The following is a 12,972-nucleotide window of genomic DNA, read 5'->3' on the forward strand; positions in this document are numbered from 1 at the left end:
CATGAGCAGCCTCCGCTACGCGCTGGCCGCGCTGTTCGCGGCGTCGGTGGCGATGGCGGCGGTGATGGTCGCGCTCGTCGTGTCCTCCGACCACGAGAGCGCCAAGGGCGTCACCGCGGTCCTCGGGCCGTTCATCGGGCTGTCGTTCTGCGGGACCGGCGTGTTCGCGTGGATGCGGCGGCCGCACAACCGCTTCGGCGCGCTGATGACGGCGGTCGGGTTCGCGTGGTTCCTGGGCGGGTTGACCGAGGCCAACGACCCGTGGGTCTACACGCTCGGCGTCTACGTCGGGCCGTTGTACCTGGTGTTGGTCGGGCACATGCTGCTGGCGTTCCCGTCCGGGCGGCTGGAGACGCCGGCCGCGCAGTGGCTGGTGGCGATCGCCTACGTGACGGCGCTGGCCGTGCAGGTGCCGTTCTTCCTGCTGGGCGGGGACATCAGCGGCGACGACAACGCGCCCAGGAACGCGTGGGCGATCTGGGACAACCCGGACGGCGCGCAGGTCTTCGCGACGGTCGCGCAGCTCGTGGCCGCGGTGCTGATCGTGTGGCTGGCGGTGCTGCTGTGGCAGAAGCGCCGCGACGCGTCGGCGCCGCAGCGGCGCGCGATGGCCCCGGTGCTGTGGACGGGCTTCGTGCTGATGGTGACGCTGGCGGTCGCGGTCGCCGAGCAGCTGTTCGGGGCGTCGTCGCCGATCGTGGCGGGGCCGTCGCTGCCGGCGCTGGTGGCGTTCGCCGCGGTGCCGTGGGCGTTCGTGATCGGGCTGCTGCGGTCGCGGTACTCGCGGGCGGGCGCGGTCGGGGACCTCGTCGAGCGGCTGAACGCGCAGGGCGCGGAGGGGGAGTCGCTGCGGGATGCGTTGAGCGAGGCGCTGGGCGATTCCTCGCTGGCTTTGGCGTTCTGGTCGCGCGGGTCGGAGCGGTACGTCGACCAGCACGGTCAGCCGGTCGACCTGCCGCCGGCCACGTCGCGGTCGCGCGCGGTCACGGAGATCGAGCGCGAGGCGGTCCCGGTGGCGGCGATCGTGCACGACGCCGCGCTGCTCGACGAGCCGGGGCTGGTCCGAGCGGCCGGTGCTGCGGCCGCGCTGGCGCTGGAGAACGAGCGCCTGGAGGCCGAGCTGAAGGCGCGCGTCGCCGAGCTGCAGGTCTCGCGCGCGAAGGTCATCGAGGTCGGGATGGCCGAGCGGCGGGCCCTGGAGCGCAACCTGCACGACGGCGCGCAGCAGCGGCTGGTCGCGCTGTCGCTGCAGTTGGGGCTGGCGAAGACGAAGCTGCGCGCCGATCCAGACGTGGCGGAGCGGATCCTGGACGGCGCGCGCGTCGAGCTGGCGAGCGCGCTGGAGGAGCTCCGGGAGCTCGCGCGCGGCATCCACCCGGCGATCCTGACCGACCGCGGATTGGGCCCGGCGCTGGAGGCGCTGGCGTCCCGCGCGCCCGTTCCGGTGGAGGTCGACGCGGTGCCGGAGGGGCGGATGCCGACCGCGGTGGAGGCCGTCGCGTACTTCGTCGTGGCCGAGTCGCTGACGAACATGGCCAAGTACGCGCACGCCGAATATGCGAGCGTCCGCGTTCTCAGAGAGAATGGCTACGCAGTGGTGGAGATCGAGGACAACGGCATCGGCGGGGCGGACCCGTCGGCGGGGTCGGGGCTGCGAGGACTCGCAGACCGGCTCGCTGCTCTCGATGGAAGGCTGGAAGTCGACTCCCCGCCGGGTGTCGGCACGACCGTAAGAGCGAGGATCCCGTGCGCGTAGCGCTCGCTGATGATTCCGTGCTGCTCCGCGAAGGACTCGCGGCGCTGCTCGAAAGCAAGGAGTTCGAAGTCGTCGCCCAGTCCGGGGACGCCGAGGACCTCTTGCGCAAGGTGGGGGCCCACAAGCCCGATGTCGCGATCGTCGACGTGCGGATGCCGCCGACGCACACCGACGAGGGGTTGAAGGCGGCGCTGGAGATCCGGGAGCGCTTCCCGGACACCGGCGTGCTCGTGCTGAGCGCCTACGTCGAGGAGACCTCCGCGCTGGAGCTGCTCTCCGACGACGCCGCCGGCATCGGCTACCTGCTCAAGGACCGCGTGAGCGACGTCGAGCGCTTCACCGAGGCGGTCCGCCGCGTCGGCGAGGGCGGCTCGGCGCTGGATCCCGAGGTGGTGTCCCGCCTGCTCGGCCGCCGCCGCCGCGAGGACCCGCTGGAGGCGTTGTCCCCGCGTGAGCGCGAGGTGTTGGGCTTGATGGCCGAAGGCCGCTCCAACCACGCGATCGCCGACGCCCTCGTCGTCACCGAGCGCGCCGTCGAGAAGCACGTCACCTCGATCTTCACGAAGCTCTCGCTTCCGCCCACGGTCGTGGACCACCGCCGCGTCCTGGCGGTCCTGGCCTACCTCCAGGCCTAGAACCCGGCGGCGCCTCGCGGCGCCGCCACTCTCGCTACACGTTCGCCGCCACTCGCGGCACACCAACCGCGGGTGTTGCGGTGCGCAGTCCGCAACGCCTCGCAGCGTGGTCTCTGGAGAGTGGTCCTGGCGGGCGCCGCGACCCTCTCCGCTCTCCGCCCGTCCTTTGGCACACGTTCGCCGTCACCCGCGGCACGCCAATCGCTGGCGTCGCGGTGCGCAGTCCGCAACCGCTTCGCGCCGTCGGTTCCAGAGCGTTGTCGCCAGCAGCACTGCCACCTCGGACCGCTCTCCGCGAGCCTGGCGATGGCGCACCCTCTGATGCGTCGCCGCATCTGCGGTCTGGTGCTACGACGGATGCCGAGGACCGTCCCGTATTCCTGCTGCTCTGCCTGTGCCCGCCACGGATACTCCAATCGACGACGGCGCTGTCTGCCGCCGGAGGTAGCCTGGCTCGTACTCGACTCAGTCACGCACCTTGCCGACGCTCCTGCACTTATCCGATATCCATCTCGCGCGTGTACGTAGCGAGGACGTCCTAGGGGACTACAAGGACGAATTCGTCCCGCTCGACGAACGACTCGGACGAGTGCAGATGCTCGAGGAAACGCTTGAGCGGCTGGCGACCGAGTTGGAACAGCCGCTTGACGCTCTAATCGTTTCAGGCGATATCACCGTCAGTGGTTCGCGCGATGGATACGAGCGGCTCGAACCGCTACTCGAGAAGTTGGGCGCTCGCAGACCGCCTGTGGAGCGGACGTTGTTCGTTCCTGGCAACCACGACGTAACTTGGTACACGCCGCCCAGCTCAGCTTCTCGCTACGAGTTGTTCGAGGAGTTCATTAGCAGTCGCGGCTACGTTCGTCCGATCCTAGATGGAGTCGATCTCGACGAGAGCGGGGTGTGGCGTTCTGGTCGCGAGCATTGCCCGCTGATCATCGGGCCCGACGCGTCATATGTGGTTGCGGCGATCAACACCAGCAACTACTCCGGCTCGCGCGAACCACTTCTCGAAGTCGACGGAGTCGACTGGGACGCGCTTGAGGCTTCCCTCCCCGAGGAAGGCCGGAAGGAGCTGCTCCGTGTCTTAACCCGTGACGCGGCGCGCGTGGCTCCCTCGCAGTTGACGAACCTGCGCCGAGCGCTGGAGCAGGCTGACGTAGCGATTGCTGCCGACGGACACGACCCGCGACGAGCTGTGCGTATAGCTGTCCTCCACCATCAGCTCCTCCCTGTCTCTGCGACCGAAGAGCTGAAGTCGACCGAGGCCATCGTCAATCTCGGGCTGTTGCGCGCTTTCCTTCGAGATAACCATTTCTCTGTGGTGATGCATGGGCACAAGCATGTCGGGGCGCTGTACTGGGACCACGTTGCGCAGGATCCGTCGACGCTCGACAACGAGCCTCATCGGATGCTGGTGGTCTCGGGAGCCACGATTAACGGCCCGTCAGCGGAACAACACGAGGTTGCCCGGCTACTCGAGCTGGGGGGACCGAAGTCGGCCCCGCACTGCAACGTCATCTCTTTGAGCGGAGTAGTTGCCGGTGGAGACCTACGTCGCGGAGCTTCGAAGCGCGCACGACTGTGGCCGCAGGCGTCGCTTCCACCGAGTAGCAGACGACTTGGTCTGGACGTGATTCGCGGCGACGACCTCGACGATGCCTACGACCGGCTGATGAGCGAGTTCGACCTCCATCGCCCGCTTCAGGAAGTCAATCACGTGGTATGCGAGATCGCCGATATCTCCAAAGCGCCGTCGCCGCCCGAGCGATATCCGGAGCTACCGAACGTGCGACGCGAGGATCGCGATCGCTGGTTCGAAGATCTCGTCACGTGGTGGCAGGCGCCACGATCGATCCTGTCGAACGGCTTGCGCTTCACGCACGGCGGGCGCATCCACGAGTATGGGCTGACGAAGATCCGTCAATTCGAGCACGCAGTCGAAGCTCTCGGCCAGAAGGAGACCTCAAGTCGCGCGGTGCTCGTCCTGGTAGATCCGCTCGAGGACGACCTTCGAAAGGCAGATCAGAAGTTCCCCGCGTTCTGCCTCGCGCAGCTTTTGATTCGCTCGACGCCACACGGCCGGCGCCTAGACTGCGTCGCCTACTTCCGCAAACAGGAGATGCGGTACTGGTGGCCAATCAACGTCGCCGAACTCGCATCGCTGCAGAAGAGGGCATGCTCCGAGCTACGCGGCTCGCACTATTCCGACCTGGAGCCGGGGTTCTTGCGCACAATCTCGACAATGGCATTTGCCGGCACGACCGTGCCGCGTGTCGCCGTGCCCAAGATCGACCGGGCGGCAGACGAAGACCTGGTGAAGCTCACCCTGCTAGCCGTAGCGGCGTCGACTCCTACGCTGAGCGGCCGAGAAGACTTGTTCGCTACGTGGAATGAGTTTGTGGATGATCTCGAGCCGCTCGACGCACGCGACCCCGACGGCGTCCCAGTGGCAGAGGCGGGACTTCGCAAGGTCATCGAGGCTCTTAGCCAGGTGTCTGGGGAAGCCGAGAGCGGCGAGCTCCAGCAGTCTCTTGACGCGCTACTCCAGCGGAACATTGCCTACACGGCCGCGCCTCAGACCGACGACCGCCACTCGGAATGGGTGGCTGGCGTGCGAAGCGACCTACAACGGATCCGACTAGCGCTAACCGCTGCCAGAGGAATCTGACATGAACCAGACAGTGCACATCGACCCCCGTCCCGCCGCAGATCGCTCGTCAGCGTGGGTAGCCGCCGCCGCAGACCTTGCTATCGCGGCAGCGGCAGTCTCGAACTTCTGTGACCACCTGGAGCACTGCGAGGCCAACGAACGGGCGGACGTCGCGCAGGCTGCCCGTACTCTTCGTAACTTGGCGCTAGTCCTGGCGGAGGTCGAGGGCGTCAATCTAATCGAGCTCTATGGTGCCCGCCTGAACGCCATTGAACGACGTCATCCAATGAATCCCGTTGATGGGTTCATCGGAGGTGAACGCGTCCGAGATGCCGGCACGTGGGATGACCTGCAAGAGATCCAGTGGAATCACGATCGTCTGTACCACCCGGACGTCGTAGGTCTAGCCAAGTTCGAGCAAGCGCGCCACTGCGCCCTGCACCTGGCGAAGCTCGCGGGTGCTGCAGCGACCGCGACGAGAGACCCTGATCAGCGGCCGGACTTCATCGATCGTCGGCTGCCCGACACGCTGCTGTTCGGTCTCAAATTGGCAACGCTATTTGGTGAGCGTCTGCCGGCGGTACCGCTGGCGCTGGATCAAGCCCCCATTTCGGCGGATAGAACGGCGTAGGAAGCGCAGCGGTTGGCGCGAATCGCGCCTTGATTCGGGTGCGGTTGCTCTTGAGGTCCGGGAACGCGACCCGCGAGTACTTGTCCAACTCGCAAAACAGATTCTGGATGTCGATCGCTTGCAGCGGGCGGCCGTAGAGAGACTCGAAGTCGAGGTTCAGCCGCTCGAACTCTTCGGCTTGGCGATCGGCCATCCATCGGATGAGCCGGTCATCGTCCCACCCAACAGTGTCGACGAAGCATTTGGTGATTCCACGTTTCGCGCCCGGCCCCGCGACCGCGTGCTCGTTCTCGGAGAACGAGCAAAGCTCGCTGTAGTTAAGGTCGATGGCAAGCTGATACGCCATGAATGGGCCGATCAAGGGATAGCTGGCGAGGAGGTCGTACAACTCACGTAGAGACTTGGCATTCGCAAGCGACTGAGGCAGGCCGCCAGGGCGTAGCATCAACTCAAGGAGGGCAAGATGATTGCGATGCTTCCGGTCGTGCCCGAAGGCGCGGTTCGCGCAGAGAATGAACGCGCCGGTGTAAAGCTTGCGCCCCCTGGAAAACGCGTCATCTAGGACGCGGCCGAACCCGTCCGAACGGAACGTCTCGACGGTCACGTCGCCGAGCGTGTCTACTAGTAACTCCCATGTAGCTGGCTTGGAGAAGAGGCGGAACAGCACAATCCGCAGGACGTCGTCTTCGGCCGTGTAGTCGGCCCGCCCGTAGATGACCTCCCGAATCAGGTACTGCGAGACGCGATCACTTGCGCGATACGCGTTGCAGAACTTGTACTCCGCCAAGATCGGGTCCTCGGTCCATGGACCGGCATCGCCGGCGAGCCGACGGAAAAGGATTCGCTGCCGCTCGGCGGCGAGTCTCCAGTAGGCGTCAAGAACTTCCTGGCGAGGGACCGGCGGCACCCAGCGAGCCTATCGCCCGCCGGCGAGCGAGCCACCGGGTGTGCTCGCGTGAAATTGCAGCCTCAGCGTCCGCAACGAACGTGGCCCAGGCCGTTTCGTCGTTCCTGACCGGCAGGTTATCGCGCACGAGCACCAGCTCGTGGGCGGTCGTGGCATAAGCCTCCGCAAGGCCCGAGTGGTCCTTTGATGCCAACCACGCGATTCCCGACGCAGCGGCCGCCGCCGCGAGGCCCATGAGATCGATTTGGATCACATCGGTAGCACGGAGAGTTGCAGCGAGGACCCCGGACGCTTGCAGTCCGAGCGTCGCGACCGCCCAGCGCCGGGCGAGAGTTTCGTTGTCCTTCGCCTTTTCGCTGTACCACTGCACCTGATCGAGTAGCCGATCCGAGTCATACACAGACCGACGTACGTCGAGTGATTCGCTCCGGAGCGTTTTCATCCAGCCGGTCAGCTGACGCGCATCGGGCCGCGGCGCATCTTTCAGGCCAGCGTGTGAGTCGAGCAGATCGCGGAACCGCTTGGTCAAGCGGCGTTGTGCCTCTTCGTCATCACCTGACGTTGTGAAGGGTGTGCCGCCAACCGCGTATTGCCAGGTGAGCGTCTTGACCGATTCGGCACCCGCTCGGGCGTCGTACCAGTCTCGTTCGGGACGATCCTTGACAAGGAGGAACTGGCAAGCAGCACCGGCGAGGAACGCGAGCAGCGCAATGATCGCGCCCCAGTCTGCTCCATCGCTCCCAGCGACGACTCCTGCGGCTGCTGCCACCACCCCCGCGAGTAGGCTGCCACGCGTCAGTCGCATCGTCCTGTTCTGAGCCGCTGTCGAGCACCGATCGAAGCTCAACTGGAGCGCCGGATATTCCGGCTCGTCGAATTTCACGCTGCCCGACCACAGCCCGATGCTCCGCCAGCAGCGGACCCACTGATCGCAGATCCGCGACCAGCTCTCAGCGCCGCTCGCTCGATCGCGTCCTCAAACGTCTCGACGTTGGAGGGACGGGTCCAGTCGATGATCTCGGCACCGTAGTCCTCCAGCCCCGCGGGGACCGTCGCGTCCTTATCGATCTTGATTCCGACGACGCCGTTCGGAGAATCCTTGGCGAGACTCCACTCGATCTCCTTGCGAACCCAATCGCTCTTGTGCGTGTCCTTGCCGATCAGCACCACGGTGACGCTGGTGTGCTTCTGCTGCTCGCGGATCTTCCGCCCGATGTATGCGTCATCGGTCGATGCCACAGGGTTCAATAAGTGACGCACCGAGTACTCCGCCTTCACGTGTGGCGAATGACGCATGAGGTCGAACCCCTTCGCTCTTCCGTGATCACGATGCTGGTACGACAGGAACACGCGACGAGTCATCATTTCTCCTGAGGGATCTCTGATGCCGACACTGCCCGCAGTGTGTCCAGGACATGGCAATGTGGACAGGCCTTCAGCAATGCGCCGTTTTCCACGAACCCGCCGCAGTCGGCGCACCTCCACCAACCAGTTGGCGACGAGTTCATGATCTTGGGCGCCTTCGGGTCGTAGGGAGCGTCGCGCAGGTATCGCGTGGCGTCAGCCCAACTCCATGGCTGCTCGCGTCTCCACGTCGGATACCGGAAGCCCGAGTAATAGAGGTTGATCCGCTCTGCGCGCGCGATCTCATCGAGGTAGTCGTGCGTCCGGTCTTCGGCAGCGCGCATGAAGGTGAGCAGCGTCTGAGTCTGCTCGGGATCGAGGCGCCTATTGAGACGCCACCTCGCCGACATCGCGGGCTCGACCTCGGGAGGAAGCGCTGTCAGCGGAACCGGCTCAATGAACTTCACGGTGCGTGCCGCAAGAGCGAAGTCCGCGATCCGGCGGCTCAATGATCCCGGTGCGTACCAGCCGAGCTCGTAGTAACCGACGAGATGCCGGCGCTGGCCTCGTGGTCGCGTGACAAAGAAGAGATACCGTGGCTGGGTCTGCACGATGCCTGATCGCATCTTCTGCTGGCAGGTCGAGAACAGTCCGTAGGTGCCTGTCTCGAGATTTGGATCGCTCTTGTTGTCCTTGATTCGAGTGACGGCGCGCACAGGCAAGGCCGCAAGCTCGTCGGCTAGGTAGTACGAGGCGTAGCCGATTGGAGGATCGGTGGATCCCAGCGATTGCCAAGGAGCGGCTGGAGGCGATGCGATTGGCGAGTTGACCATCGTCGTAGACGTAGATACGTGTTGCGTCGCGTAGTAAAGCCTCGCAGTCGGACGGAGACTTCTCGTCCGCCGCCCGGCGTAACTTTCCGAGCGTGCCGCCACATGATCTGACTCGTCAGCTGCTAGCCGAACGACGGGCACTGGCGCAACGCGTTGAGATGCAGCGCGAGCAGCTCGAGCGCCTTCGCCGGATCACCGAGCAACTCGAAGAACACCTGGCGCGCGACGAACATCTCCTCATCGAGCTTGACGGGATCCTGGGTACCTCCGCTCAGCTTCGGCTGGAGACGCTCGACGAGCGGCTACGAGGTCAACGCCTGGAAGAAGTCGCTATCGAGATCCTGAGAGCAGAACTTGGGTCCGACTCTGTGGTTCATTATCGCGAATGGTTCGGTTTGATCCGCGATCGTGGCCATTCCGTAAGCGGCAAAAACCCACTCGGTACGTTCCTAGCTCAGATCAACCGATCCACCGCAGTGGAGAGCGTGGGGCGGCGCACAGGCCGATACCGGCTCGCAGCAGGCCACGCCAACAGCCGGTAGCAGTCTGTGTCTGCAAACTTGCGAACTAGCCCAGCCGCAACGACCGATTGGGTTGCGGGACGAGCGGCGACGTTGCAGCACCGAGTCGGTGCCGTGCAAGAGGTTCCCCGCCTGCACGCGAGCGCTCGCGGAGAGAGCGGACGGCGGCGGTATCGGTCAGGACCGCTCTGGGGACGACGTCGCGCGGTGTTGCGACCTGCGCACCGCAACGCCAGTGGGTGCGGGGCGCCGCGGGTGGCGGCGAACGTGTGCTGAGAGCGGTGCCGGGAGGTGGCGGTGGACGCCGGGCGAGGGTCGCTGTCAGGGGTGACCATGTGACATCCCCTAGGGGGTCGATGGGGGCTAGCCGTACCCCTGGGAAATGGGGTGCCTGGGAGCCTGCTGGGCATGACCTCCATCGTCTCTGCGCAGGAGCTCCGTCGTGTCTACGGCGAGGGCGGGGCGGCCGTCACGGCGCTCGACGGCGTCAGCGTCGACTTCCCCGCCGGAGCCTTCACGGCCATCATGGGCCCGTCGGGCTCCGGCAAGTCGACGCTGATGCACCTGCTCGCCGGCCTCGATCGGCCCACCTCCGGGAAAGCGATCCTCGACGACGTCGACCTGACCACCCTCAACGACGACGCGCTGACCACCCTGCGGCGCGATCGTGTCGGCTTCATCTTCCAGGCGTTCAACCTGCTGCCGGTCCTCAACGCGGAGGAGAACATCCTCCTGCCGTTGTCGATCGCCGGCCGGGACCCCGACCGCGCCTGGGTCGACCAGCTGATCGACCTCGTCGGCCTCCGCGACCGCCTCACCCACCGGCCGTCGGAGCTCTCCGGCGGCCAGCAGCAGCGCGTGGCCGTCGTCCGGGCGCTCGCCTCGCGCCCCGCGGTCGTCTTCGCCGACGAGCCGACCGGCAACCTCGACTCGGTCGCCTCGACCGAGATCCTCCAGCTCCTGCGCCGCTCGGTCGACGAGTTCGGCCAGACCATCATCATGGTCACCCACGACGAGGAAGCGGCAGCCTACGCCGACCGCCTGCTCGTCCTCCGCGACGGCCAGCTCGTCGAGGACCGCGAGACGACCCGCGCGGCGGGCACGGCCGGGGCCCTCTAGCCGATGCGCAAGATCGCCCTCCGGGGCCTGCTCGCGCGCAAGCTGCGCCTCGCGCTGACGGCGCTCGCCGTCGCGCTCGGCGTCACGCTGATCGCCGGCACCTACATCTTCACCGACACCATCACCAAGTCGTTCGACAACATCTTCGTCCAGACCAACAAGGGCACGGACGTCGCGATCTCCCCGAACGACGACCTCTCCGGCGACGAGGACCCGCCGCCGATCCCGGCCCGGGTCCTCGAACGGATCAAGCAGGTCGACGGCGTCGACGCCGCCGAGGGCGCCGTCTTCTCCCAGGGCGGCTCGTTCCGCAAGGCCGACGGCTCCAAGCTCAAGGGCCAGGGCTTCAACGCGATCGCGGGCGCCCACGACGTCCAGCGCTTCGAGTCCTTCGCGCCCACCCAGGGCCACCTGCCCAAGACGGCCGACGAGGTCGCGATCCCCAAGGGCACGGCCGACAACAACAACTTCAGGGTCGGCGACAAGCTCCAGATCCAGGACGCCGCCGCCAAGAAGACCTACACGATCTCCGGCATCGTCACGATCGCCGGGACCGACTCGCTCGGCGGCGGCGTGATCGCCGTGCTGACCCTGCCCGAAGCCCAGCGCATGACCGGCAAGGGCGACGCGTTCGACGAGATCGACGTCGCCGGCAAGCCCGGCGTCTCACCGGCCACGCTGAAGCAGCGGATCGCCCCCATCGTCCCCAGGAACGTCGAGGTCCGCACCGGCACCGAGCAGGCCGACAAGCAGACCAGGGACATCAAGACCGGCTTCCTCGACGTGCTGCGCACCGCGCTGCTCGCCTTCGCCGGGATCTCGCTGTTCGTCGGCGCGTTCCTGATCTTCAACACGTTCTCGATCACCGTCGCCCAGCGCACCCGCGAGTTCGCGCTCCTGCGCGTGCTCGGCGCCAAGCGCAAGCAGGTGCTGCGCTCGGTGCTGGGCGAGGGGCTGGTCCTCGGCGTCGTCGGCTCCGCGGTCGGGCTCGTGCTCGGGATCGCGGTCGCCGCCGGCCTGAAGGCGCTGTTCAGGGCGTTCGGCGCCGACCTGCCATCGACGAGCACCGTCATCGAGACCCGGACCATCGTGGTGTCCTTGCTCGTCGGGACGGTCGTGACGCTGATCTCGACGCTGGCGCCGGCCTTCCGGGCGACCCGCGTGCCGCCGCTGGCGGCGCTGCGCGAGGGCCTCAGCGCCGAGCAGAGGCGCTCGCGCTTCGCGCTCCCGTTGGCCATCATCTTGACCATCGGCGGCCTGGCGATCATGGCCCTCGGCCTGTTCGGCGGCGCCAAGGCGAGCGCGGCGCTGTCCCTCATGGGCATCGGCGCGGTCTTCACGTTCCTCGGCGTGGCGTTCCTGAGCCCGCGCCTGGTCGGCCCGATCGCCGGCTTCGTCGGCGCGCCGTTCGAGCGCTTCCGCGGGATCACCGGCCGGATCGCGCGGGAGAACACCGTGCGCTTCCCCGGCCGCACCGCGGTCACCGCGGGCGCGCTGATGGTCGGCGTCGCGCTCGTCACCTTCGCCTCCGTCTTCGCGGCGGGCGCCAAGGAGACGATCAGCGACGCGGTCCACAACGGCTCCCGCGCGCAGGCCGTCGTCGAGGGCAGCAACTTCGGCTCGTTCTCGCACGAGGCGACGCAGGCCGTCGCCCAGGTCCCGGGCGTCAAGGAGGTCGGCGCGCTGCGCAACGCGCAGGCCAAGGTCGACGGCAGGAAGGTCGGGGTCTCGGGCATCGACCCGCAGACGTTCCCGGACCTCTACCACTCCGACTGGAAGCAAGGCAATGACGATGTCTTGCGCAGGCTCGCGCCCGGTCAGGTCATCGTGACCAAGAAGTACGCCGAGGACCACAGCGTCAAGGTCGGGGACATCTTGAAGGTCAAGACCGCCAAGGTGGACAACCTGCCCCTGAGGGTCACGGGCATCATCGACGACAAGGGCGGGTTGTACTCCGCCTTGACCGTCAGCAACGACGTCATCCAGCGCGCGTTCGGGGCGACCAAGGACGCGTTCGTGCTCGTCGGCTACGACGGCGGCAGGAGCAACGCCCAGACCAAGGCCGCGATCGACCACCTGCTCGACAGCCGCTTCCCGGAGGCCGAGGCCAAGACCAACCAGGAGTTCATCGACCAGCAGGAGGGCCAGATCGACCAGCTGCTGTCGTTGATCTACGCCCTGCTCGCGATGGCGATCATCGTGTCGCTGTTCGGCATCGTCAACACGTTGGTGTTGAGCATCTCCGAGCGCGTGCGGGAGCTGGGGCTGCTGCGCGCGATCGGGATGTCGCGCCGCCAGATCCGGCGCGTGATCCGCTACGAGGCGATCATCACCGCCGAGATCGGCGCGATCATCGGCCTGGCGCTCGGGATCGTGCTGTCGATCCTCGTGACCCGCGCGATCGACGACTTCAAGCTGTCGATCCCGATCCCGACGCTGATCATCCTGCTGATCGTCACGGCCTTTGCGGGCGTCCTCGCCGCGATCATCCCGGCGCGCCGCGCCGCGAGGCTCGACGTCCTCGAGTCCCTCGCCTACGAGTAGGACTCCAACAACTCGCTCCCCAGCACACC

11 protein-coding genes are annotated in these 12,972 nt (G+C 66.6%); 7 read left to right on the forward strand and 4 right to left on the reverse strand.

Annotated features, from left to right (window positions below):
• Position 1: 1 nt before the first annotated feature.
• The 4 genes from H030_RS33160 (at position 2) to H030_RS39195 (ending at position 5,675) form a co-directional block, all read left to right on the forward strand.
• Positions 2-1,756 carry a sensor histidine kinase gene (locus tag H030_RS33160; RefSeq protein ID WP_051223029.1) on the forward strand — a complete coding sequence of 585 codons (1,755 nt, stop codon included), beginning with the start codon at positions 2-4 and terminating at the stop codon, positions 1,754-1,756.
• The gene (locus tag H030_RS0117825; RefSeq protein WP_027007107.1) at positions 1,747-2,391 is read left to right on the forward strand and encodes a response regulator transcription factor; all 645 of its coding nucleotides are present in this window, start codon (positions 1,747-1,749) and stop codon (positions 2,389-2,391) included. The genes H030_RS33160 and H030_RS0117825 overlap by 10 nt, the downstream gene beginning before the upstream one ends.
• A gap of 478 nt (positions 2,392-2,869) precedes the next feature.
• The gene (locus H030_RS38475; RefSeq protein ID WP_081690911.1) at positions 2,870-5,062 is read left to right on the forward strand and encodes a metallophosphoesterase family protein; all 2,193 of its coding nucleotides are present in this window, start codon (positions 2,870-2,872) and stop codon (positions 5,060-5,062) included.
• Between the two features lies 1 nt (position 5,063).
• Entirely contained in the window at positions 5,064-5,675 is a 612-nt protein-coding gene (locus H030_RS39195; RefSeq protein ID WP_155892124.1) for a hypothetical protein, read from the forward strand.
• On the opposite strand, the gene H030_RS0117845 is transcribed toward H030_RS39195, so the two are convergent.
• From H030_RS0117845 to H030_RS39200, 4 genes are read right to left on the reverse strand one after another with little or no spacing between them, the layout of a single operon-like run.
• Positions 5,587-6,582 carry a nucleotide kinase domain-containing protein gene (locus H030_RS0117845; protein ID WP_027007110.1) on the reverse strand — a complete coding sequence of 332 codons (996 nt, stop codon included), beginning with the start codon at positions 6,580-6,582 and terminating at the stop codon, positions 5,587-5,589. The genes H030_RS39195 and H030_RS0117845 overlap by 89 nt on opposite strands.
• A complete protein-coding gene (locus H030_RS38480) occupies positions 6,551-7,465 on the reverse strand; it encodes a DUF4231 domain-containing protein (protein ID WP_081690912.1) in 915 nt (304 codons plus the stop codon). The genes H030_RS0117845 and H030_RS38480 overlap by 32 nt, the downstream gene beginning before the upstream one ends.
• Positions 7,462-7,932 (reverse strand): TIR domain-containing protein, encoded by a 471-nt coding sequence (locus H030_RS0117855; RefSeq protein ID WP_196809178.1) that lies wholly within the window; start codon positions 7,930-7,932, stop codon positions 7,462-7,464. Before H030_RS0117855 ends, H030_RS38480 begins: the two co-directional genes overlap by 4 nt.
• Positions 7,933-7,943: 11 nt before the next feature.
• Positions 7,944-8,759: a hypothetical protein gene (locus H030_RS39200; protein ID WP_155892126.1), complete on the reverse strand. Its 816-nt coding sequence runs from the start codon at positions 8,757-8,759 to the stop codon at positions 7,944-7,946.
• Between the two features lie 92 nt (positions 8,760-8,851).
• On the opposite strand from H030_RS39200, the gene H030_RS39205 reads away from it, so the two are divergent.
• The 3 genes from H030_RS39205 (at position 8,852) to H030_RS0117880 (ending at position 12,943) form a co-directional block, all read left to right on the forward strand.
• Positions 8,852-9,301, forward strand: coding sequence for a hypothetical protein (locus tag H030_RS39205; protein ID WP_155892127.1), 450 nt, complete (start codon positions 8,852-8,854; stop codon positions 9,299-9,301).
• 387 nt (positions 9,302-9,688) lie between these two features.
• Positions 9,689-10,399, forward strand: coding sequence for an ABC transporter ATP-binding protein (locus H030_RS33170; RefSeq protein ID WP_051223033.1), 711 nt, complete (start codon positions 9,689-9,691; stop codon positions 10,397-10,399).
• A 3-nt stretch (positions 10,400-10,402) separates the two neighbouring features.
• Positions 10,403-12,943 (forward strand): ABC transporter permease, encoded by a 2,541-nt coding sequence (locus tag H030_RS0117880; protein WP_027007113.1) that lies wholly within the window; start codon positions 10,403-10,405, stop codon positions 12,941-12,943.
• Positions 12,944-12,972: the final 29 nt, after the last annotated feature.

The organism is Conexibacter woesei Iso977N (assembly GCF_000424625.1).
Taxonomy (GTDB): Bacteria; Actinomycetota; Thermoleophilia; order Solirubrobacterales; family Solirubrobacteraceae; genus Baekduia; species Baekduia woesei_A.

What these genes read in the sequence shown, in the direction of transcription:
- H030_RS33160 (WP_051223029.1), top strand. Translation starts at nt 2, where the DNA reads ATGAGCAGCCTCCGCTACGCGCTGGCCGCGCTGTTCGCGGCGTCGGTG.
- H030_RS39195 (WP_155892124.1), top strand. Translation starts at nt 5,064, where the DNA reads ATGAACCAGACAGTGCACATCGACCCCCGTCCCGCCGCAGATCGCTCG.
- H030_RS39200 (WP_155892126.1), bottom strand. Translation starts at nt 8,759, where the DNA reads ATGGTCAACTCGCCAATCGCATCGCCTCCAGCCGCTCCTTGGCAATCG.
- H030_RS33170 (WP_051223033.1), top strand. Translation starts at nt 9,689, where the DNA reads ATGACCTCCATCGTCTCTGCGCAGGAGCTCCGTCGTGTCTACGGCGAG.
- H030_RS0117880 (WP_027007113.1), top strand. Translation starts at nt 10,403, where the DNA reads ATGCGCAAGATCGCCCTCCGGGGCCTGCTCGCGCGCAAGCTGCGCCTC.